Below are 20774 nucleotides of genomic sequence, written 5' to 3'. Positions count from 1 at the left end.
GGGTCCGGCGGACCCGTCCGTCGCCGCTCCGGGCCCGGACCCGGGCCCGGCCGTCCCGTCCGCCGCGGCCCTCCGCCCCGACCCGGGCCCCATGGGCCCCTCCGACGCCGTCATGTGCCGGAGAGCCCGGCCGCGAGCAGTTCCACGAAGCCGACCTCCTCCCGGGCCACGCCGAAGGCCTCGGCGCGCAGCAGGGTGCGCTCGGCCCAGGCGCGGTGCGGCTTCACTTCGTTCATCTTGTTGGTGTACGCGGAGCGCAGCACCCCGCCGCCGTCCTGTTCGGGGCGGAGGATGTCGCGGGCGTCGCTGTACTCCTCGTGGCTGACCACGGACAGCGCGTGCACGGGCAGGACGTGCGAGGGGTGGATGCAGGTCTTGCCGGTGAGTCCGTTGGCCCGGTCCAGCTCTATCTCGCGGAGCAGTCCGTCGAGGTCGTGCTCGATCAGGGTGTTGCGCACGGCCTCGGCGCTGACCTCCAGGAAGGGGCTGCGCCGCAGCTGGGGTTTGAACATGCGCTCCTGGAGCCGGAAGTACTCCCAGACCGGGCCGGTGACGGTGAAGCCGGTGCCGTCGGCGCGGCCGAGGACATTGACCACGTCGGCGATGACGGCGGCGACGATCCGGACGTCGTAGGCGGTCATGTCGGGCGAGCGGCGCAGTCCGTAGGCGGAGCAGAAGTCGGTGACGCCGAGCCGCAGGGCCAGCACCCGGTCGCGGTACTTGTCGACGGTGCGGGCGATCCCGGTGAGCGTCTCGGTGCGGGTCTCCAGATGGAGCAGCTCGGGCGACTCCAGGACGGGCATGGCGAAGAGCCGGTGGCCGGTGGCGCTCTCGGCGGCGGTGAGCGCCTCCAGGAAGGGCACTCCCCGCTCTTCGGTGAATTTGGGAAGGACGAAACCGGACAGTCTGCGGACGCTGGGGCCGAGGCGCTGCGCCAGATCGGGGATCTGGGCGGGCTCGCGGACCCGGATGAAGAGCAGCGGCGGCTCTCCGCCGTCCGCGTCCAGGTCGGCGAAGTGCCGGACCAGATTCTCCTCGGCGTCGGCCACATCGGCGTCGCCGATGGAATCCTCCAGACAGAGGACCATCGAGACCACTCCGCTGCCGAGCTGTTTACGGATGTCGTCGGCGAGTCTCGGCCGGGTGGCGGGGCTGTAGAGGGTGGCTCCCAGCGCCGCCGCGAGCATCTTCGGCGGAGAGGCGGCGGTGAACTCGCCGGGCTGCTGATGGAACAGGCGTTCGCGAACCGAGGGCGAGATTTGCCCGAAATGACGCATATGACTCCCCCGCGCTCCTGGATGTCCTGCCCTACTGACGTGGCCGGTAATAGTACGTACAGATGTGTGTCAAGAGTTCCCTGCGTCCATGAACTCCGGGTAACCCCTGGATGCGCTCCAAATGTCCCCCGCCGTGGCCCGGAGCGCTCGGCGGGACCCGCCGAAGGCGTCCGCGACCGGCCCTTGCGCCGCGTTGTCCGGGCCGCCCCCGAGAAGGCAGGATGACGGGCATGACGCACGCGATGATGAAGGGCTCGAACGTCCCGCTCCATGCCTCGGCGGTCCGCGCCGTGCTGCGCTGGACCCCGGGTCCCGGCCTCCCCGACGTGGACGCCTCGGCCCTGCTGCTCGGCCCGGACTCCCGTGTGCGCTCCGACGAGGACTTCGTCTTCTACAACCAGCCGCGCCACCCCTCGGGGCTGGTCCGCAAACTGTCCAAGCAGCGGATCTCGGACCAGCTGACGGACACCCTCGAAGCGGATCTCACCTCGCTCGACCCTTCCGTCGACCAGGTGGTGCTGGCCGCCTCCTCGGACGGCGACACCTTCCGCCAGGTGCACGATCTGCGGATCCTGCTGTACGACGCGGCCCTGGCCGACGGCGAACCGCTGGCCGTCTTCGACGTCCACGCCGAGACCGGCGAGGAGACCGCGATCATCTGCGGCGAGCTGTACCGGCGCGGGGACCGCTGGAAGTTCCGGGCGGTGGGGCAGGGGTATCCGACCGGGCTGGTCGGTCTGGCCACCGACTTCGGCATCTCGGTGGACGAGACCGCCGAGGCAGCGGCGGACGCGGGAAACACAGGGAACGCGGGCGCCCCGGAGAGCGCGGCCGAGCCCGGCGCGATGCCCCCGCCGCCCGCCCGGCCCCCGGCCGCGCCGCCCGCAGGTCCCGCGTACGGCTATCCGCACGCGGCGCCCGAGCAGCGGCCCGGCTACGGATACCCCCAGCCGACCTCGGGGCGGGCCCGGCCCGGCTACGGCTATCCGCAGCCCGCCGGGGCCTTCGTTCCCGACCCGGACTTCCGGCTGCCGCCGATGGGTCCGCAGTTCATACGCCCCTGAGGGCCTCAGGCCCGGGTCTTGTAACCGCGGCCCCACTGGAGGCCCCAGCCGTAGAGTCGGTCCAGCTCCGCCTGGAAGCCGTAGACGAATTTGACCTCGCGGCGCACCACGAGGTCGCCCTTGACGTTCTCCAGCGAGAACACCGCGCAGGAACGGGCCTGCGGAGCCTGCTCGTCGAGTTCTATCTCCACCCGGGGGCCGCTGCTCGGGTACAGGGTCACCAGGGCGTGGGTGCGGTCGAACGCCGGCGTCTGGTCGTAGATGTAGACGAAGAACAGCAGGCGTTTGATCTCGGCGTGATGATCGAGATTGACATAGATCGTCTCCCCGGATCCCGAGCCGAACCGGTCGTCGCCGCTGAGCCGGACGTACGGCGCCTCATTGGCCGAGCCGAGGAAGTCGCCGAGCGGCTGGACCACGCCCTTGCTGCCGTCGGCCAGTTCGTACAGACAGCCGAGGTCGAGGTCGACATTGACCATGCCCTGGGTGTGGGCCTGCACCACCTCCGGCTTGAACAGCTGGAGGGGATTGCGCAGCAGCCCGCCCCGGCGGGACTTCCCCCGGAAGTCGGACGCGCGCATCCGCCAGGAGAGATTGACCCGCAGATGTCCGGTCGCCGCGCCCTGCTTGCTGAGCGACACCGAAGGCCGCCGCCGCGTCAGCGCGATGGAGTTGGCGCCGCTGCCCGTGTCGAACTGTGCCGACCTGCCCTGCCACAGGCTGTCCCAGAAGGCCATGCCCCGCCCCAGTCTTCTCGTCGGAACGCGCTTCGCCGGGCCCGTGGCCGGCCCCCGCCCCGCGTCGCTCCGTCATCCGTCCCCGCACCCGCGCTCATCGGGCGGGGCGGCCCGAGGCCGGTGCCTCGAAGCCGCCCCGCTCAGAGAGCGTTCCCTCATTGGGCGCCCGGTCACACCCCGGCCGCGGAGTGTGGCTCAGCCTTTTCGTCCCGGGCGATCCTCCGGTTGCGCTGGATCGAGGACCAGAAGGACCAGCCGATCAGCAGCACGCCGACCATTCCGGTGATGACCTCGGGGATCTCGTACTGGATGGTGATGAGCAGGATGGTCGCGAGCGCGCCGATCGCGTAGTGCGCGCCGTGCTCCAGGTAGACGTAGTCGTCGAGGGTCCCCTGGCGGACCAGATAGACGGTGAGGGACCGGACGTACATCGCGCCGATGCCGAGGCCGAGCGCCATCAGGACGATGTCGTTGGTGACCGCGAAGGCGCCGATGACACCGTCGAAGGAGAAGGAGGCGTCGAGGACTTCGAGGTAGAGGAACATGAAGAAGGCGGCCTTGCCGCCGATGGCGACGGCCGAAACCTTCTTACCGCTCCGCTTGGCGGCCTCCTCGGCCTCGTGCTCGCGCTCCTCCGTCTCCTCCAGCTTGTTCTCGAAGTATCCGGAGAGTCCGCCGACGACGAGATAGGTGATCAGGCCGGCGATGCCGGAGAGCATCACCGTCTCGGCCTTGTCCGCGTGTCCGCCGCCGTGCTGGTGCGCGTTCTTGGCGAAGGTCAGGGAGCTGCCGAGCAGCACGATCAGCGCGATGCAGACCGAGAGCATGTCGACCTTGCCGAGCTTGGCCAGGGGCCGCTCCAGCCAGCCGAGCCATTTGATGTCACGGTCCTCGAAGATGAAGTCGAGGAAAATCATGAGCAGGAACATTCCGCCGAAGGCGGCGATCGACGGATGGGCGTCGGTCACCAGCTCCTGATATTTGTCCTTGTCATTCAGAGCCAGCTCGACGGCCTCGATCGGGCCGACCGAGGCACTGACCGCGACAATGAGGACAGGGAAGACCAGTCGCATACCGAAGACGGCGATGAGGATGCCGATCGTGAGGAAGATCTTCTGCCAGAAGGCATTCATCTTCTTCAGGATTCCGGCGTTGACGACCGCATTGTCGAACGACAGTGAGATTTCGAGGACGGACAGGATCGCGACGATCCAGAACGCGGTCCACCCGCCGTAGAGCACCGCCGCGACCAGTCCCAGCGCGGTGACCGCGAAGGACCAGCCGAAGGTTTTCAGAACCACTGGCACCCAATCGTTTCCATGGGGACCTCCCGGGCGGAGCCTGAGGGAGGCACACCCCCGCGCCGGGGGGCGGGTTTCCCCGCTCCGTGCGCGGATCTATGAAACATTGACCCCGAAGTCTAGAGCGATGCCCTTCAGACCCGACGCGTACCCCTGGCCCACCGCACGGAATTTCCACTCGCCGTTGTAGCGATACAGCTCACCGAAGATCATCGCGGTCTCGGTGGAGGCGTCCTCGCTCAGGTCGTATCGCGCCAGTTCCTGGCCGTCGGCCTGATTGACCACCCGGATGAAGGCATTGCTGACCTGGCCGAACGCCTGGCCCCTGCGGTCCGCGTCATGGATGGAGACCGGAAAGATTATCTTGTCGACACGGGCCGGCACATCGACCAGGCTGACCAGCAGCGATTCATCGTCGCCGTCGCCCTCGCCGGTCTGATTGTCGCCGGTGTGCTCGACGGAGCCCTCGGGGCTCTTGAGGTTGTTGTAGAAGACGAAGTACTCATCGCCGAGAACGCGGCCGCCGCCGCACAGCAGCGCGCTGGCGTCGAGGTCGAAATCGGCCCCGGTGGTGGTGCGCACATCCCAGCCGAGCCCGATCAGCACCTGCGTGAGGTTCGGTGCGGCCTTGGAGAGGGAGACATTGCCTCCCTTGGCGAGCGTGACGCCCATGATCTGGTCCTCCCCAGAGACGGTGAATCGCGGGCCCGTCCCCGCCGCCGCGCCGCGCGGGCCCGTCCCGCTCGGGCGGGGCGGGTGCGCGGGACGGCGGCGGTACGGGCGGGTCCGGCGCCGCACCCGGCGAGGGGCGCGGCGCCGGAGGTCGGCCGTACGGTCAGACGTTGACGCCGAAGTCCTGCGCGATGCCGCGCAGACCCGAGGCGTAACCCTGGCCGATGGCGCGGAACTTCCACTCCGCGCCATTGCGGTACAGCTCGCCGAAGACCATGGCGGTCTCGGTCGAGGCGTCCTCGCTCAGGTCGTAACGCGCCAGCTCCACATTGTCGGCCTGGTTGACCACGCGGATGAACGCGTTGCGCACCTGGCCGAAGGACTGCTGGCGGCCCTCGGCCTCATAGATCGAGACCGGGAAGACGATCTTGGCGACACCGGCGGGCACGCCCGCCAGATTGACCTTGATCTGCTCGTCGTCGCCCTCGCCCTCACCGGTGAGATTGTCACCGGTGTGCTCGACAGAGCCGTCGGGGCTCTTGAGGTTGTTGAAGAAGACGAAGTCGCCGTCGTTGGTGACCTTGCCCTCGGCGTTGGTCAGCAGAGCGCTGGCGTCCAGGTCGAAGTCCGTGCCGGTGGTGGTACGGACATCCCAGCCCAGGCCCACGACAACCGCGGTCAGACCGGGCGCGGCCTTGGTCAGCGAGACGTTGCCGCCCTTGCTGAGGCTGACTCCCACGAGTCCCTCCATTGGTGTTCAGGGGCAGCGCCCCCGTAGTGCGTCGGTGTTCGGATCAACGAGTGGATCCTAGTGACCGGTTCCCGCACGAAACAGGCTTTGACGCGAGCGGCTCCGGCGGCCCGGGGCCGTCAGAGCGATTTCAGGGCGGCGACGTACTCGTTCAGGTCACGGGCGTCGGGAAGCGCGTTGACGACGCTCCAGCGGACCACGCCCTCCTTGTCGATGACGAAGGTGCCGCGGACCGCGCAGCCCTTCTCCTCGTCGAAGACGCCGTACGCCCGCGAGGTCTCGCCGTGCGGCCAGAAGTCCGACAGCAGCGGGTACTCCAGGCCCTCCTGCTCGGCGAAGACGCGCAGGGTGTGGATGGAGTCGTTGGAGACGGCGAGCAGCTGGGTGTCGTCGTTGACGAACGTCGGCAGCTCGTCGCGGAGCGCGCACAGCTCGCCCGTGCAGACGCCGGTGAAGGCGAACGGGTAGAAGAGGAGGACGACGTTCTTCTCGCCGCGGAAGTCGGTGAGGCTCACCGTGCGCCCGTGGTTGTCCTTGAGTGCGAATGCGGGGGCCTTGGTGCCGACCTCGATCGCCATGGGGGGTGGATCCCTTCGTGAGTCCGTCGGAGTGACGCGTCCACCCTAAGGGCCCGCGCCCGGGCCCCGGGCGCGGGCGGGCGTGCCGAGGCCCCCTCCGGCCGCGCGGCCGGAGGGGGCCCTGGAACTCATGCCCCGGTTCAGGATCCAGGGCTCACTCTCTGTGACTGCTCAGCGCTTGGGGGCCACCAGCCTGCTGCCGGCCCAGTCCTTGGCCGCGCTGATGCTCTTGGTCTGCGAGAGTCCGGCGGTCTGGGCAGCCTCGCTGATGTCGCTGGGCTCGACGTACCCGTCCCGGCCGGTCTTCGGAGTCAGCAGCCAGATCAGGCCGCCGTCCTCGAGGAGACCGATGGAGTCCACCAGTGCGTCCGTCAGATCTCCGTCCTCGTCGCGGAACCAGAGGACGACGACGTCGGCGACGTCGTCATATTCCTCGTCCACGAGATCCTGGCCGGTCACGGACTCGATGCCTTCGCGGAGATCCTGGTCGGCGTCGTCGTCGTAGCCGATCTCCTGGACCACCTGTCCGGGCTCGAACCCCAGCCTCGCTGCTGGGTTGGTCCGCTCCTCCGCGTGGTCCGCGGTCGCGCTCACGGCTTGCCTCCTGATCATGTTCGGTAGATGCTGCGGCCCCGCGCGTACGCGTGGCGTTGGCCGTAGTCCACACGGGCGGGGCGGATCGCGCAAGTACCCGGCCGTCCAGACCGCCGAAACGGTGACGTTTGCGCCCGTCTCGACGCAACTCCAGACACGCTCGGCCACGACCCGTGCAATGTGCCACACCATTCGGACTTGTTTGCCACTTTACGTCCACACAGCACCGCCACCGGAACCGAACACCCAAACGGAACGCATGGCCGGGTTGGGCGTAAGATTGCGATTTGCCCCCGCCCAGGACCCCGACTTGGCCCCCGCGCGCCGTCCGGGAGGGGCCGGCGGGCCGCCGGGATCACGGGTTACCCCTCGGTAGAGATGACGTTTCCCTCCTCGGGGTACACGATGGAGGCGGTGCCGCACCGCCCGACCGTCCGCGGGATTTCCCCCTCCGGGAGACCTGCCCGCGGAACTCTCCCGAGCAGCGAAGGAACAGCGTGGCTTCCGGATCAGATCGCAATCCGATCATCATTGGCGGCCTGCCCAGCCAGGTCCCGGACTTCGATCCCGAAGAGACCAAGGAGTGGCTGGACTCACTCGACGCGGCCGTCGACGAACGGGGCCGGGAGCGGGCCCGCTATCTGATGCTCCGGCTCATCGAGCGGGCCCGCGAGAAGCGCGTCGCCGTGCCGGAGATGCGCAGCACGGACTACGTCAACACCATCGCCACCAAGGACGAGCCCTTCTTCCCCGGCAACGAGGAGGTCGAGCGCAAGGTCCTGAACGCGACCCGGTGGAACGCGGCCGTGATGGTCTCGCGCGCCCAGCGCCCGGGCATCGGGGTCGGCGGCCACATCGCCACCTTCGCCTCCTCCGCCTCCCTCTACGACGTGGGCTTCAACCACTTCTTCCGGGGCAAGGACCAGGGCGACGGCGGCGACCAGATCTTCTTCCAGGGCCATGCCTCCCCCGGCATCTACGCCCGCGCCTTCCTGCTGGACCGGCTCAGCGAGGCCCAGCTCGACGCCTTCCGCCAGGAGAAGTCGAAGGCCCCCGACGGGCTCTCCAGCTATCCGCACCCCCGGCTGATGCCGGACTTCTGGGAGTTCCCGACGGTCTCGATGGGCCTCGGCCCGCTCGGCGCGATCTACCAGGCCCGGATGAACCGCTATCTCCAGGCCCGGGGCATCGCCGACACCTCCGCCTCGCACGTCTGGGCGTTCCTCGGCGACGGCGAGATGGACGAGCCGGAGTCGCTCGGCCAGCTGTCGATCGCCGCCCGGGAGAATCTGGACAATCTCACCTTTGTCGTCAACTGCAACCTCCAGCGTCTGGACGGTCCGGTCCGCGGCAACGGCAAGATCATCCAGGAGCTGGAATCGCAGTTCCGCGGCGCGGGCTGGAATGTGATCAAGCTGGTCTGGGACCGTTCCTGGGACCCGCTGCTGGCCCAGGACCGGGACGGCCTGCTGGTCAACAAGTTGAACACCACGCCGGACGGCCAGTTCCAGACGTACGCCACCGAGACCGGCGGATACATCCGCGACCACTTCTTCGGCGGCGATCAGCGGCTGCGCGCGATGGTCGAGAACATGACCGACGAGCAGATCCTGCACCTGGGGCGCGGCGGTCACGACCACCGCAAGGTGTACGCGGCCTTCGCGGCGGCCAAGGAGCACCGGGGCCAGCCGACCGTGATCCTGGCGCAGACCGTCAAAGGCTGGACGCTGGGCCCGAACTTCGAGGGCCGCAACGCGACCCACCAGATGAAGAAGCTGACGGTCGCCGACCTCAAGGGCTTCCGCGACCGGCTGCACCTCCCGATCACCGACGCCCAGCTGGAGAGCGGCGCGCCGCCCTACTACCACCCGGGCCGTGACTCGGAGGAGATCCAGTACATGCACGACCGCCGGCGGGCGCTGGGCGGCTATGTGCCGACCCGGATCGTGCGGGCGAAGCCGCTGGCGCTGCCGGAGGACAAGACCTACGCGGCGGTGCGGAAGGGCTCCGGCCAGCAGTCGATCGCCACCACGATGGCCTTCGTCCGGCTGCTGAAGGATCTGATGCGGGACAAGGAGATCGGCCGGCGCTTCGTGCTGATCGCGCCCGACGAGTACCGCACCTTCGGCATGGACTCGTTCTTCCCGAGCGCGAAGATCTACAACCCGCTCGGCCAGCAGTACGAGTCGGTCGACCGGGAACTGCTGCTCGCGTACAAGGAGTCGCCGACCGGGCAGATGCTCCACGACGGCATCTCCGAGGCGGGCTGCACGGCGTCGCTGATCGCGGCCGGATCCTCCTACGCCACCCATGGCGAGCCGCTGATCCCGGTCTACGTCTTCTACTCGATGTTCGGCTTCCAGCGGACCGGCGACCAGTTCTGGCAGATGGCCGACCAGCTCGCGCGCGGCTTCGTGCTGGGCGCGACCGCCGGCCGCACCACGCTCACGGGCGAGGGGCTCCAGCACGCGGACGGCCACTCCCAGCTGCTGGCCTCCACCAACCCGGGCTGTGTGGCCTACGACCCGGCGTACGGCTTCGAGATCGCGCACATCGTCAAGGACGGTCTGCGCAGGATGTACGGGGAGAGCCCCGAGGACGTCTTCTACTACCTGACGGTCTACAACGAGCCCATCCAGCACCCGGCGGAGCCGGAGGACGTGGACGTGGAGGGCATCCTCCAGGGGATCCACCGCTTCCGCGCCGGTACGGGCGGCTCCATTCCGGCGCAGATCATGGCGTCCGGGGTGGCCGTGCCCTGGGCCGTGGAGGCGCAGCGGATCCTCGCCGAGGAGTGGGACGTGCGCGCCGACGTCTGGTCGGCGACGTCGTGGAACGAGCTGCGCCGGGAGGCCGTGGAGGTGGAGCAGTTCAATCTGCTGCACCCCGAGGAGGAGCAGCGGGTGCCGTATGTGACCCGGAAGCTGACCGGGTCCGAGGGTCCGTTCGTGGCGGTGTCGGACTGGATGCGTTCAGTGCCGGACCAGATCTCGCGCTGGGTGCCGGGGCGGTACGCCTCGCTCGGCGCGGACGGGTTCGGCTTCGCGGACACGCGCGGCGCGGCCCGCCGGTACTTCCACATCGACGCGGAGTCGATCGTGCTGGGCGTTCTGACCGAGCTGGCGCGGGACGGGAAGGTGGACCGCTCGGCGCTGAAGCAGGCGGTGGACCGCTATCAGCTGCTGGATGTGAAGGCGGCCGACCCGGGCCCGGAGGGCGGCGACGCGTGACGGCGTGACGGCCGGGGTGTGACGCCGGAGGGCGGCGGGACGGGGTCCCGCCGCCCTTCGCGCTGTGCGGGGGAGGCACGCCTCGTCCCGGTCCCGGTCAGCTCTCCCGGATCATGAACGCCCTGATCCGGTACGGCGCGGCGGGCGTCCAGCTGCCCGCGCCGGGGTGGGTGTCGTACTCGCCGGTCTCGTCGCACTCCGGCGACTGGTACACGGTGACGGGTCGGCCGGTGCGGTTGGCGAGCGAGGCGGCGGTGCGGCCGCCGGCCAGCGGGACGCAGCCGTCGGTCCCGGTCTCGTACAGCTCATGGGTGTGGCGCGGGCCCTTGAAGCCCTCCCGCTCCCAGAGGCAGAGCGCGCCGGGCGGACACGCGCCGAGGCGGGGCGCGGCGGCGGAGGCGGCGGAGGCCCCCGGCAGCAGGGCCGTCAGGGCGAGGGCGGTCGCGGCGGCGGTGACGGTGACGGTGCGCATGGCGGTCGGCTCCGGTGTGTCGTACGGATGATGTGACCGCACTCTGGTCGGCGGGGCGCGCCGGGCGGAAGGGTCCCGGCGCGGGATCACCTCCACGGGTGACAGCCCCCGCCGGGTGGACCCGGTGGGGGCTGTCGGACGGAGCGGTCGGCTCAGATGTGCGCGGCGCCCGCGCCGGCCTGGGCGTTCTCACCGCGCTTGGTGAGCAGGGCGACGAAGACGGCCACGGCGGCCACCCCGGCGGCGACCAGGCTGGCGAGCCCCATGCCCGACAGGAAGGTGTCGTGCGCGACCCCGCCGATGGTGGCGGCGACGTCGGGGGGCGTCTCCGGGGTGATCGGGGCCACGCCCATCTCGACGGCCTTGGAGGCCTCGTCGAACTGCGCCTCGGTGAGCGCCGGGAGTCCCGCCTCGGCCCAGTTGCCCGGGAGGTCGTTGTCGACCCGGGAGGCCATGACCGCGCCCAGCACGGCCGTGCCGAGGCTGCCGCCGATCTGCATGGCGGCCTGCTGGAGCCCGCCGGCGACGCCGGACAGCTCCATCGGCGCGTTGCCGACGATGACCTCGGTCGCGCCGACCATGACCGGCGCGAGGCCGAGGCCGAGCAGGGCGAACCAGAGGGACATGGTGAAGCTGCCGGTGTCCTTGGAGAGGGTGGACATGCCGAACATGGCGATCGCGGTGAACGCCATGCCGCCGGCCAGCGGGACGCGCGGACCGACCTTGGTGATCACCAGACCCGCCAGCGGGGAGCCGACGATCATCATGCCGGTGAGCGGCAGCAGATGGAGTCCGGCGTCGACGGGGCTCAGACCGTGCACGTTCTGGAGATAGAAGGTGACGAAGAAGAGCCCGCCCATGAAGGCGATGGCCATCATCACCATCAGCACCACGCCGGCCGACAGGGGCACCGAGCGGAAGAGCTTCAGCGGGATGAGCGGCTCCTTGATCCGGCTCTCCCAGAAGGCGAAGAGGGCGAAGCAGACGACGGCCGCGGCGATGAAGCCCCAGGTCTTGCCGCCGCCCCAGCCCCAGCTCGGCTCGGGGGCCTTGATGAGCGCCCAGACCAGGCAGAACATCGCGCCGGAGAGCAGCAGGATGCCGGGGATGTCGAAGGAGCGCGGCGCGTTCTCGGCGCGGTGGTCCCTGAGGATCACCAGTCCGAGCGCGACCGCTATCACGCCGACCGGGACGTTGATGAAGAAGACCGACTGCCAGCTGACGTGCTCGACCAGCAGACCGCCGACGATCGGGCCGCCCGCGGTGGACGCGCCGATGACCATGCCCCAGATGCCGATCGCCATGTTCAGCTTCTCGGCGGGGAAGGTGGCCCGCAGCAGGCCGAGGGCGGCCGGCATCAGCAGGGCGCCGAAGAGGCCCTGGGCGACCCGGAAGACGACCACCATCGGGATGGTCTCGGAGAAGCCGATGGCGGCGGAGGCGATGGCGAAGCCGACCACGCCGATGAGGAAGGTCTGGCGGTGGCCGAAGCGGTCGCCGAGCTTGCCCGCGGTGATCAGGCTGACCGCGAGGGCGAGGAAGTAGCCGTTGGTGATCCATTGGACGTCGGCGAAGGTGGCGTTGAGGTCGTCCGCGATGACGGGGTTCGCGATCGCGACGATCGTGCCGTCCAGGGCGACCATCATCACGCCGATGGCCACGGCGAAGAGCGTGAGCCAGGGGTGGCCGCGGAGCCCTCCGGCCGGGGCGGGGTCCGGCCCCTCGGGGTCCTTCGGCGGCGTGTCGACGGTGGTCTGACTAGTCATTCGGCCAGATTAATGACAGTCGCTGACAGTTGACAAACAATTTCAGTAGTCGGTAACTGTCATTTAGCTCATAGCGGCTCTGAGCTGGGCCGAGTGGTAGAAGTGCCGCATGGGAGAGATCGATGCCGATACGAGAGACGAGGGCTGCGTGACGGTCGGGCCGACGGCGGAGGCACAGGCGCAGGGGCTGCGCGAGCGCAAGAAACAGCTGACCCGCCAGGCGCTGGTGCGCTCGGCGCTGGAGCTGTTCATCGCCAAGGGGTACGAGCAGACCACCGTGGACGAGATCGCCGAGGCCGTCGAGGTCTCCCAGCGCACGTTCTTCCGGTACTTCGCCAGCAAGGAGGAGGTGGCCTTCGCCGCCCAGGCGCAGGTGGAGGCGCACTTCAGCCGGCTGATGCGGGTCCGCCCGCCGGAGGAGGGGCCGTTCGAGGCGATGCGCAACGCGGTGCTGACGGGGTGGGACACCCTCGACGAGGCGATCGGGGAGTCCATCCCGGTCGCGCTCCACATGCGCAGCTATCTGATGATCGAGTCCACTCCCGCGCTGATCGCCGTCCATCTCCGCCGCTCCATGGAGCTGGAGGAGGAGCTGGCCGAGATGATCGCCGAACGGGAGGGGCTGGACGTCGCCGTCGATCCCCGGCCCCGGGCCGCGGTGGCGGCCTTCAGCGGGGTGATGCGGGTGGCCGGGCGGCTGTGGAGCCAGGGCGACGACTGGAGCATCCAGGCGCTCCGGGATCTGACGGCCGAGTATCTGGACAGCCTGGTCCCGGCGCTGGCAACGGACTGGCGGACGCCGGAGCGGGGCGGGGGCGCGCAGGACCGCACGGGCGGGACGGGCGCCGGGCGCCGCTGACGGGAGCGGGCGGAGGAGCGAGGGCGGGCGGGCCGGGCGCCGCTGACGGGAGCGGGCGGGGGAGCGAGGGCGGGCCGGGCCCGGCGGCGGACGGCGGACTCGCGCGACGGACCCGCGGCGGCCCGGGAACGGGCTCGCGGCGGGGGCGCACGGCGCTCCGGGCGTCACGCCCTTCCCCGCCCGTCACCCTTGAACACGTGATCTGTCTCACGGTCCGGGCGAGCGCGTACGCGCTTCTCCTAGGGTGTGCCGCAGTGACTTCCTTCGACTCCTCCCCCACCCTCGCCCTCTGGCGGATGCTGCTCGCGCTGGCCGTGGTGTTCCTGATGCTCGCGACCACCGGCTGGACCGCCGTACGCCAGCAGGCCGCCCAGCCCCATCCGTTCCAGGCCGAGCTGAACGGCTGGCGCAAGGCGCGCGTCGACGGCCGGGCGCTGCCCGGCGCCGATGAGCCCCCGGGCCGTCTCGCCGCCTTCTTCGCCTCGCTGGGCCGCGCCGAGCGGGGCCGGCTCGCGGACCGGTTCCCGCTGGTGGTCGGCAATCTCAACGGCGCTCCGGTCGAGCTGCGTTACCGCGCCAACCGCGTCGCGATCGCCCGCTCGCTGAGGCTGGAGCGCGCCCGGACCGCCACCGCGCGGCTCAGCGCCGAGGGCCGCCGGCAGGCCGCCCAGCTGATACACCGGTTCGAGACGCTGATGGGTCCCCGCCGCCAGATCCTCGCCTTCGACCCCTCCGGCCACGGCCGGGTGGCCGAGGTGCTCGGCGACCTCGGGCGCGCCGAGCGCGTCTCGGTGATCGTCCCCGGCGTCGACACCCGTCTGCTCACCTTCCAGCGGACGACCAGGAAGTACACCGCCCCCGCCGGCATGGCGGAGTCGCTGTACGCCGCCGAGCGGGCCGCCTCCCCCCGTACCCGTATCGCCGTCATCGCGTGGGCCGACTACACCTCGCCGGCCGGGGTGGGGATGGACTCCGCGACCGGGCGGCTGGCGCAGAAGGGGGCGCTCCGGCTGGCGGCGCTCACCGAGGCCCTGCCCGGAAAGGCCAAGGTCGCCCTGTTCTGTCACAGTTACGGATCGGTGGTGTGCGGGGTGGCCGCGCGGCGGCTGCCGGCCCGGGTCACCGATATCGCGGTGGCCGGCAGCCCCGGTATGCGCGCCGAGAACGTCGCCGGGCTGCGCGCCCGGGCCCGGGTGTGGGCGATGCGCGACGGCGACGACTGGATCGAGGTCGTACCGCATCTGGAGGTCGGCGGGCTGGGGCACGGCGAGGACCCGGTGGCCCCCGAGTTCGGGGCCCGGGTGATGTCGGCGGCGGGCGCTATCGGCCACAGCGGCTATTTCGAGCCCGGAACTGAAAGCGTGGTCAACTTCGCCGAAATAGGCGTCGGCTCGTACAGCGGAGTGAGCTGTGCGAGTGAGGACGACTCCTGCCGCAGCGATATTTACGGAGAAGCAGCGGCCTGACGCGCGTAGAACATCATGAACAGCAGTTGGGACTGAGGGGCGACGCGCGGGCGCTCGACGCCTACGATGATGTGTATGGGTGATGTACTGGCGGGAATTCAAGCCACATGGGAGTTCGAGTCCGACTCCGTGCTCATCCGCTTTGAACGGGGACACCGCACGCCGAAGCTCTTTCAGGCGCTCCGCGAACGCCGCATCCCCCACGAGGCGTTGGCATCGGTGACACTCTCCCCGGGCAAGCGGGGGACGGCGGTGCTGCGCGCGGCACCGAGACCTGGGGCGGATCCGCTGATGGAGGCGGCCGCCGGCCAGCTGAGAGAAGAGAGCGATCCGTACCGTCTGGTGCTCCCGGCCGACCGGGAGCCCCTGGCGGAGCTGTGGGCCGAGGAGCTGCGCGCGATGCTCCCCGCCGACGCTGACCGGCCCGCCGACCGGTACGCGGTGGCCGCGCCGAGCGCGCCGCTGCACTTCAAGGCGTACGACGGCCGGGCGTCCTTCGACGGCGAGCAGGTCGGCTTCCGCTGGTCGTGGACGGGCGCGTCGTCGGCGAAATGGAAGGTGGGCGACCAGAGTTTCCCGGTCAGCGAGCTGACCGGGGTCGAGTGGCGCACCCCGGAGGCCCCCGACGGCCATCTCCGGCTGCTGCTGCGCTCGGAGCCGAGCCGGCCCGCGCAGCCGGAGAAGGATCCGGCCTCGGTGGTGTTCGGACCGCGCGGCGGGCCGCTGCACGAGTCGCTGCCGTTCGCCGCCGCGGTGCTGGAGTCCGTGCAGAAGTCGGCCCGGGCCCCGGCGCTGGCCCTGCACGCGGGGGCCCGGCGCGACCCGGCGGACATCGCCGAGCGGATACGCCACCTCGGGGAGCTGCATCAGGCCGGACTGGTGACGGACGACGAGTTCAGCTCGAAGAAGGCGGAGCTGCTGGCCGAGCTGTGAGACCGGTCCCGGCGCGGGCCCGTGCCCGCGCCGGGGCCGCGTACGGCACGGACAGGGCACCCGCGACAGGGCCGCGTACGACGCGGACAAGCCGGCCGGGCCGGGGACGGCACGGACCGGGGCCGGGTACGACACCGACAAGAGGCCCGTCGCCGAGCCGCGTACGGCGCCTACGCGCAACGGGCCCGTGACGAGCGCTCGCGCGGGGCGACGGCCGTCATACCCCGGTACGAGGCCCGGGTCGGCTCCCGGGTATGACGCCCCGGCCGGATCCCGCTGTCTACGCTGGCCGGGCCATGTCCAAGAACCCGCTCCCCTCCCCCGCGCGAACGCCGCGGGTCCCCCTGCCGCGCGCCGCCCGGCAGCATCTGCGCACGCTCGCGGGCGCGCTGCTCACCCCCTCCCGGTCCGCCGGTCCGATCCTCGGCTCGTCGCCCAGGCCGTGGCTGCGGCGGCTCCCCCACGCCCTGGCCCTCGTCGCCGTCGCCGTCCTGCTGCCGGTCACCATCGCCGTGCTCACCGGGAACTACGGGATGAACGGCGCGCTCGCGGGGGTGATCGCCACCGCGCAGACCACCCCGCTGCTGCTCGCGGTGAGCAGACCGCTGGAGGCCTGGCGGATCGTGTTCGCCGTCGATGTGCTGGGCGCGGCAGCCCTGATGCGGACCCCGGGGACGGAGGGCGAGACCTGGCCGTGGACCCCGCCGGGGTTCGCCGGCTATCTGCTGCTGCTGATCTGCCTGGGGGTGCGGGAGCCGCAGCGCACCCTGCTGGCCGTCTGGCTGGCGACGGGCGCGGCGGGGCTGGTCTTCGAACTGGTCTCGCAGGAGCGGAGCGACGGCAGCCAGGTGGCGATGTTCGTCGCGAGCGGCGTGGTGCTGGTGGTGACGGGCGCGCTGCGGGAACAGCGGGAGGCGCGGCGGCGGCTGGCGGCGCAGGAGACCATCAGCGAGACCGAGCGCGGACAGCGCACCCTGCTGGAGGAGCGCGCCCGGATCGCGCGGGAGCTGCACGACATGGTCGCCCACCACATGTCGGTGATCACGGTGCAGGCGGATTCGGCCCCGTACCGGATCGAGGGGCTGCCGGACGCGGCGCGCGAGGAGTTCGCGGCGATCGCGGCGGGGGCCCGGGAGTCCCTCGGGGAGATGCGGCGGCTGCTGAGCGTGCTGCGCAGCGACGGCTCCGACGGCGAACTGGCCCCGCAGCCCGGTCTCTCCCGGACGCAGCAGCTGGTGGAGGCGACGGTACGGGCCGGGGTGCGGGCCGAGTTGTCGCTCACGGTGGACCCGGCGACGGTGCCGCGGGCGGTGGATCTGTCGGCGTACCGGATCGTGCAGGAGGCGCTGGCCAATGTGGTGCGGCACGCGCCGGGGGCGGTGACCCGGGTGTCGGTCTCCTCGATCGGCGCGGATCTGGTGGTGCTGGTGGTCAACGGCCCCGCCGGGTCGCCCCGGTCGCCGCTGGAGAGCGACGGGACCGGCCACGGGCTGGTGGGCATGCGCGAGCGCGTACGGTTGACCGGCGGCATGCTGGACACCGGTCCGCTGCCGGACGGCGGTTTCCGGGTGGCCGCGCGTCTGCCGCTGGCGACGCCCGAGACTCCGGAGGACGCCGAGTGACCATCCGCGTGATCATCGTCGACGACCAGGCCATGGTGCGGGCCGGGTTCGCCGCCCTGTTGTCGGCCCAGTCGGACATCGATGTGGTGGGCGAGGCCGCCGACGGCCGGGCGGGCGTGGCCACGGCCCGGTCGGTCCACCCCGATGTGGTGCTGATGGACGTCCGGATGCCGGAGATGGACGGTCTCGCGGCGGCGCGGGCGATCCTCACGCCCCCGCCGGGCGGGACGCACCTCCCCAAGGTGCTCATGCTGACCACGTTCGACGTGGACGACTACGTCTACGAGGCGCTGCGCGCCGGGGCCTCCGGCTTCCTCCTCAAGGACGCGCCGCCCGCCGATCTCATCGCCGCCGTCCGCGTCGTCGCCGCCGGGGAGGCTCTGCTCGCGCCCTCGGTGACCCGCCGGCTGATCGCCCGCTTCGCCGCCCAGCGCCCGGCCCCCTCCCGCAAGGACCCCGCCCTGCGCCTCAAGGGCCTCACCCCGCGCGAGACCGAGGTGCTGGAGCTGATCGCGCGCGGCCTCTCCAACCAGGAGATAGCCGCCCGTCTGGTGGTCGCCGAACAGACCGTCAAAACCCATATCGGCCGGGTGCTGTCCAAGATGGACCTGCGCGACCGGGCCCAGGCGGTGATCTTCGCGTACGAGTCGGGGCTGGTGCGGCCCGGGACGGACTGAGCGCTCCGTTCGGAACCCGTTTCTCGTTTCTCATTCCTTGCCGGCGAGTGGCTGAAGCGCGGCGGCCGCCCGGGGCCCTCCGAATCACCTGACGACCCTCACCCGGCGTCACCCGAATCGGAGAGCGACACCGCCGACCCTCAGAACCACGTGCCGAGCACAGGCACGGGCGCCGTGGCCTCCTTCAATCACGGGAGGTCTCGCCGTGTTCTGCTTTTCTGAGCGCATGATCACTGCACCGAACACCGGCGGGTTCGCGGCCTCCGTCCGCCCGTCCGCCCTCTCGGGCCCGTGGAGCCTTGAGGAATCCCCGATGGAGACGTCGTCATGACCGGGCGGCAGCGCATCGGGAACGACGTCTTCAGGACCGTGGTGCTGATCCTGGCCACGATGACGACCGGACTGCTCGCGGGCGTCTTCGTGAACTGGTCGAACACGGTCATGCCCGGCCTGGGCGACGTCGATGACCGCACCTTCGTCGCGGCCTTCCAAGCGCTCGACGCGGCGATCACCAATCCGCTGTTCCTCGGTGTGGAGCTGCTGGGCTCGCTGCTGTTCACGGGGCTGTCCGCGGTTCTCCATCTCCGCGCGGGGCTGCGGCCGGTGCTGATGTGGGCCGGGGCGGCACTGGTGTGCGTCCTGGTGGTGCTCACGATCACGTTCGCTGTCCATGAGCCCCTCAACGAGAAGATCCGGACGGCCGCGGAGCCCGGCGGCGACGCCGAACTCGCGGCGGTACGCGCCCAGCTCGACGAAACGATGTGGACGGCCTGGAACACCGTGCGGGCTGTCGCGGCGACGATCGGGTTCGGCTGCCTCGCCTGGGCCCTCGTGATCCATCGCGGACTCGGCCGGGCCGTCGGCCGACCTGCAGAGCGGCCGGTGACCGGCTCGGGCGGCCCGCGCTGGGACGCCCGCCGCCGGTAGGACAGGCCCGCGGAGCGTGAACCGCTTCGGAAGCAGGTGCTCAGGGGGTGATCAGGAAGGTGGCGTCGTCGTTGCCGTCGATGTCGTTGACGAAGAAACCGGCCTGGACGGCGTCGGTGCTGCTGGTCCACTCGCACCACTGGAAGCGGCGGAGCGGCACCCAGCGGGTGACGTCCCCGTCCCAGACGGTGCCGTCGGTGGCGAAGATGTAGTCGCACCAGTAGCGGTTGACGTCGGAGAGGTCGGCGGAGTGCACGACCGCGGAACCGCCGGGGCTGATGTTCCACCAGCCCTTCTTGGTCCAGTCGCCGCCGTCGGGGCAGTTGGGCGTGTACCACATGATGCAGACGGAAATCGGCTGCGGGTACTGGTTGACGTACTTCAGCATCGCGGGTCCTCCGTCCCGTCGTCAGCCGTGCTGTCCGGCGTCCGGGGGCTTGCCTCGCGAGGGGCGGACGGCCGGTCGGCCGTCCCGGCCCCGGACGGGCGCGAGCAGGTCGAGGACGGGGCTGGAGGCGCGATGGCCGGGTCGGCGCGTCACGCTGACGGCGTGTCGGCCGCGGGAGTTCTCGGGCGGCGCTCCGGGGTCGTCGGTCCGGTCGACCGCGCCGCTGTAGCGGTCTTCGTCGGACATGGGTGCCTCCTTGGCTGTCGGACGCGGGCCTGGCCGCCGCGCCCGGTCGTGGAGAGAATCACCCGTACCCCTTCATGGTCGCGCTCCGTGACCGGCCCGGCAACCGGGGGCGGGCGCGCCCGGTCGCCGTGAGCCGCCCGGGGCGCGGTCGGCGCGCGGCGGGGGCGCGGTCGGCGCGCGGTCAGGGCGTTATTCGCGGGCCGCCGCGGTCGACGACATGTCCTGGTACCGCTCCCCCGCCACCTGTCCCGCGATCGGCTCCAGCAGCGCCAGTTCCTCGGGCGTCAGCGTCAGCCGGGTGGCCGCCGCGTTCTCGCGCAGCCGCTCCGGCTTCCGGGTCCCGGGGATCGGGACGACCGCCGTCAGACCGTGCGCCTGCGCGCGCTGCCGCACCCAGGCCAGCGCCACTTGGGCGAGGGTCGCGCCGTGCGCCCCGGCGATCCGGCGCACCGGTTCGAGCAGGGCCTCGTTCGCCCGGCCGTTCTCTCCCCGGAAACGCGGCAGATCCGCGCGGTAGTCGCCGTCCGGCACCGCGGCGGCGGAGAACGAGCCGGTCAGAAAGCCGCGCCCGAGCGGCGAGTACGGCACGAACGCCACGCCCAGCTCGGCCGCCGCGCCGACCGCGCTCCGTTCCACGTCCCGGCTGAACAGCGACCACTCGGACTGGACGGCGGCGATGGGGTGGACGGCGTACGCCTCGCGCAGCTCCGCCCCGGTGACCTCGCTGAGGCCCAGGGTCCGCACCACGCCCCGGTCCACCAGCTCGGCCATCGCGCCGACCGATTCGGCGAGCGGGACGGCCGGATCACGGCGGTGCATGTAGTAGAGGTCGATCACGTCGACGTTCAGCCGCTTCAGACTGCCCTCCACCGCCCGGCGGATGTAGGCCGGGTCGTTGCGCACCCGCCGGGACGCGTCGTCGTCGTCGCGGGCGACGGCGAACTTGGTGGCGATGGTGATCTCGTCCCGGTGCGCGCCCAGGAACGGCGCGAGGAACTCCTCGTTGGCCCCGCGCCCGTACATGTCGGCGGTGTCGAAGAGGGTGACCCCGGCGTCCAGCGCCGCGCGCAGGGTCGCGCGGGCGGCGGACTCGTCCGTCGGCCCGTAGAACTCGCTCATGCCCATGCAGCCGAGGCCCTGGACCCCGACCAGGGGCCCGTCGGCGCCCAGACGCACCTGTGCGATGGTGTCCTCGCTCATCGGATGTCCGTCCC

Annotated in this window: 20 protein-coding genes; 8 read left to right on the top strand and 12 right to left on the bottom strand. The window is 71.0% G+C overall.

Annotated elements, in window-relative coordinates; translation table 11 throughout:
- Positions 1 to 110 precede the first annotated feature (110 nt).
- Complete coding sequence (locus ACF089_RS10535) at positions 111 to 1277, bottom strand: HpcH/HpaI aldolase/citrate lyase family protein (RefSeq protein WP_392024537.1); 1167 nt, start codon at positions 1275 to 1277, stop codon at positions 111 to 113.
- 230 nt (positions 1278 to 1507) lie between these two features.
- Between ACF089_RS10535 and ACF089_RS10530 the strand changes: the two genes are divergently transcribed.
- Positions 1508 to 2341: a TerD family protein gene (locus tag ACF089_RS10530; protein WP_392024534.1), complete on the top strand. Its 834-nt coding sequence runs from the start codon at positions 1508 to 1510 to the stop codon at positions 2339 to 2341.
- A 5-nt stretch (positions 2342 to 2346) separates the two neighbouring features.
- On the opposite strand, the gene ACF089_RS10525 is transcribed toward ACF089_RS10530, so the two are convergent.
- The 6 genes from ACF089_RS10525 to ACF089_RS10500 form a co-directional block, all read right to left on the bottom strand.
- Positions 2347 to 3078 (bottom strand): Tellurium resistance, encoded by a 732-nt coding sequence (locus ACF089_RS10525; protein WP_392024532.1) that lies wholly within the window; start codon positions 3076 to 3078, stop codon positions 2347 to 2349.
- 170 nt (positions 3079 to 3248) lie between these two features.
- Positions 3249 to 4379: a DUF475 domain-containing protein gene (locus ACF089_RS10520; protein WP_392024783.1), complete on the bottom strand. Its 1131-nt coding sequence runs from the start codon at positions 4377 to 4379 to the stop codon at positions 3249 to 3251.
- 96 nt (positions 4380 to 4475) lie between these two features.
- A complete protein-coding gene (locus tag ACF089_RS10515; RefSeq protein WP_392024530.1) occupies positions 4476 to 5051 on the bottom strand; it encodes a TerD family protein in 576 nt (191 codons plus the stop codon).
- A 163-nt stretch (positions 5052 to 5214) separates the two neighbouring features.
- A complete protein-coding gene (locus ACF089_RS10510; RefSeq protein WP_392024527.1) occupies positions 5215 to 5790 on the bottom strand; it encodes a TerD family protein in 576 nt (191 codons plus the stop codon).
- A gap of 131 nt (positions 5791 to 5921) precedes the next feature.
- The gene (locus tag ACF089_RS10505) at positions 5922 to 6380 is read right to left on the bottom strand and encodes a peroxiredoxin (protein ID WP_392024525.1); all 459 of its coding nucleotides are present in this window, start codon (positions 6378 to 6380) and stop codon (positions 5922 to 5924) included.
- Between the two features lie 171 nt (positions 6381 to 6551).
- Complete coding sequence (locus ACF089_RS10500; protein ID WP_392024523.1) at positions 6552 to 6974, bottom strand: DUF3052 domain-containing protein; 423 nt, start codon at positions 6972 to 6974, stop codon at positions 6552 to 6554.
- Between the two features lie 497 nt (positions 6975 to 7471).
- On the opposite strand from ACF089_RS10500, the gene aceE reads away from it, so the two are divergent.
- Positions 7472 to 10204 carry a pyruvate dehydrogenase (acetyl-transferring), homodimeric type gene (gene aceE / locus ACF089_RS10495; protein WP_392024520.1) on the top strand — a complete coding sequence of 911 codons (2733 nt, stop codon included), beginning with the start codon at positions 7472 to 7474 and terminating at the stop codon, positions 10202 to 10204.
- Positions 10205 to 10301: 97 nt separating this feature from the next.
- Here the strand turns inward: aceE and ACF089_RS10490 are convergent, their stop codons facing one another.
- Positions 10302 to 10676 (bottom strand): peptidase inhibitor family I36 protein, encoded by a 375-nt coding sequence (locus ACF089_RS10490; protein ID WP_392024517.1) that lies wholly within the window; start codon positions 10674 to 10676, stop codon positions 10302 to 10304.
- A 152-nt stretch (positions 10677 to 10828) separates the two neighbouring features.
- Positions 10829 to 12442 carry an MFS transporter gene (locus ACF089_RS10485; RefSeq protein ID WP_392024516.1) on the bottom strand — a complete coding sequence of 538 codons (1614 nt, stop codon included), beginning with the start codon at positions 12440 to 12442 and terminating at the stop codon, positions 10829 to 10831.
- A 109-nt stretch (positions 12443 to 12551) separates the two neighbouring features.
- Between ACF089_RS10485 and ACF089_RS10480 the strand changes: the two genes are divergently transcribed.
- The 6 genes from ACF089_RS10480 (at position 12552) to ACF089_RS10455 (ending at position 18926) form a co-directional block, all read left to right on the top strand.
- Positions 12552 to 13301, top strand: coding sequence for a TetR family transcriptional regulator (locus tag ACF089_RS10480; protein WP_392024514.1), 750 nt, complete (start codon positions 12552 to 12554; stop codon positions 13299 to 13301).
- 254 nt (positions 13302 to 13555) lie between these two features.
- Positions 13556 to 14767 (top strand): alpha/beta hydrolase, encoded by a 1212-nt coding sequence (locus ACF089_RS10475; RefSeq protein ID WP_392024512.1) that lies wholly within the window; start codon positions 13556 to 13558, stop codon positions 14765 to 14767.
- 75 nt (positions 14768 to 14842) lie between these two features.
- Positions 14843 to 15700 (top strand): DUF4429 domain-containing protein, encoded by an 858-nt coding sequence (locus tag ACF089_RS10470; RefSeq protein WP_392024509.1) that lies wholly within the window; start codon positions 14843 to 14845, stop codon positions 15698 to 15700.
- Positions 15701 to 15996: 296 nt separating this feature from the next.
- Positions 15997 to 17322, top strand: a complete 1326-nt coding sequence (locus tag ACF089_RS10465; RefSeq protein WP_392024507.1) for a sensor histidine kinase — start codon at positions 15997 to 15999, stop codon at positions 17320 to 17322.
- On the top strand, positions 17319 to 17999 hold the full coding sequence (locus tag ACF089_RS10460; RefSeq protein WP_392024504.1) for a response regulator: 681 nt from the start codon (positions 17319 to 17321) through the stop codon (positions 17997 to 17999). The genes ACF089_RS10465 and ACF089_RS10460 overlap by 4 nt, the downstream gene beginning before the upstream one ends.
- 327 nt (positions 18000 to 18326) lie before the next feature.
- Positions 18327 to 18926, top strand: a complete 600-nt coding sequence (locus tag ACF089_RS10455) for a DUF1772 domain-containing protein (protein ID WP_392024502.1) — start codon at positions 18327 to 18329, stop codon at positions 18924 to 18926.
- 40 nt (positions 18927 to 18966) lie between these two features.
- Here the strand turns inward: ACF089_RS10455 and ACF089_RS10450 are convergent, their stop codons facing one another.
- The 3 genes from ACF089_RS10450 to ACF089_RS10440 all read right to left on the bottom strand — a co-directional run bounded on the left by ACF089_RS10450 (position 18967) and on the right by ACF089_RS10440 (position 20760).
- Entirely contained in the window at positions 18967 to 19314 is a 348-nt protein-coding gene (locus ACF089_RS10450) for a DUF1036 domain-containing protein (protein ID WP_392024499.1), read from the bottom strand.
- A gap of 21 nt (positions 19315 to 19335) precedes the next feature.
- Complete coding sequence (locus ACF089_RS10445) at positions 19336 to 19560, bottom strand: hypothetical protein (RefSeq protein WP_392024496.1); 225 nt, start codon at positions 19558 to 19560, stop codon at positions 19336 to 19338.
- A 189-nt stretch (positions 19561 to 19749) separates the two neighbouring features.
- Positions 19750 to 20760 (bottom strand): aldo/keto reductase, encoded by a 1011-nt coding sequence (locus ACF089_RS10440; RefSeq protein ID WP_392024493.1) that lies wholly within the window; start codon positions 20758 to 20760, stop codon positions 19750 to 19752.
- Positions 20761 to 20774: the final 14 nt, after the last annotated feature.

The organism is Streptomyces sp. NPDC014894 (genome assembly GCF_043080985.1).
Lineage (GTDB): Bacteria > Actinomycetota > Actinomycetes > Streptomycetales > Streptomycetaceae > Streptomyces.
Note: the sequence above shows the minus strand (reverse complement) of the source record. Positions and strands in the feature narration are given on the sequence as shown.

Excerpts from the sequence above, each read along its gene's own strand:
- ACF089_RS10490 (WP_392024517.1), bottom strand. The coding sequence starts at position 10,676 with ATGCGCACCGTCACCGTCACCGCCGCCGCGACCGCCCTCGCCCTGACG.
- ACF089_RS10525 (WP_392024532.1), bottom strand. The coding sequence starts at position 3,078 with ATGGCCTTCTGGGACAGCCTGTGGCAGGGCAGGTCGGCACAGTTCGAC.
- ACF089_RS10445 (WP_392024496.1), bottom strand. The coding sequence starts at position 19,560 with ATGTCCGACGAAGACCGCTACAGCGGCGCGGTCGACCGGACCGACGAC.
- ACF089_RS10465 (WP_392024507.1), top strand. The coding sequence starts at position 15,997 with ATGTCCAAGAACCCGCTCCCCTCCCCCGCGCGAACGCCGCGGGTCCCC.
- ACF089_RS10470 (WP_392024509.1), top strand. The coding sequence starts at position 14,843 with ATGGGTGATGTACTGGCGGGAATTCAAGCCACATGGGAGTTCGAGTCC.
- ACF089_RS10455 (WP_392024502.1), top strand. The coding sequence starts at position 18,327 with ATGACCGGGCGGCAGCGCATCGGGAACGACGTCTTCAGGACCGTGGTG.
- ACF089_RS10440 (WP_392024493.1), bottom strand. The coding sequence starts at position 20,760 with ATGAGCGAGGACACCATCGCACAGGTGCGTCTGGGCGCCGACGGGCCC.
- ACF089_RS10485 (WP_392024516.1), bottom strand. The coding sequence starts at position 12,442 with ATGACTAGTCAGACCACCGTCGACACGCCGCCGAAGGACCCCGAGGGG.
- ACF089_RS10480 (WP_392024514.1), top strand. The coding sequence starts at position 12,552 with ATGGGAGAGATCGATGCCGATACGAGAGACGAGGGCTGCGTGACGGTC.
- ACF089_RS10450 (WP_392024499.1), bottom strand. The coding sequence starts at position 19,314 with ATGCTGAAGTACGTCAACCAGTACCCGCAGCCGATTTCCGTCTGCATC.
- ACF089_RS10505 (WP_392024525.1), bottom strand. The coding sequence starts at position 6,380 with ATGGCGATCGAGGTCGGCACCAAGGCCCCCGCATTCGCACTCAAGGAC.
- ACF089_RS10515 (WP_392024530.1), bottom strand. The coding sequence starts at position 5,051 with ATGGGCGTCACGCTCGCCAAGGGAGGCAATGTCTCCCTCTCCAAGGCC.
- ACF089_RS10530 (WP_392024534.1), top strand. The coding sequence starts at position 1,508 with ATGACGCACGCGATGATGAAGGGCTCGAACGTCCCGCTCCATGCCTCG.
- ACF089_RS10535 (WP_392024537.1), bottom strand. The coding sequence starts at position 1,277 with ATGCGTCATTTCGGGCAAATCTCGCCCTCGGTTCGCGAACGCCTGTTC.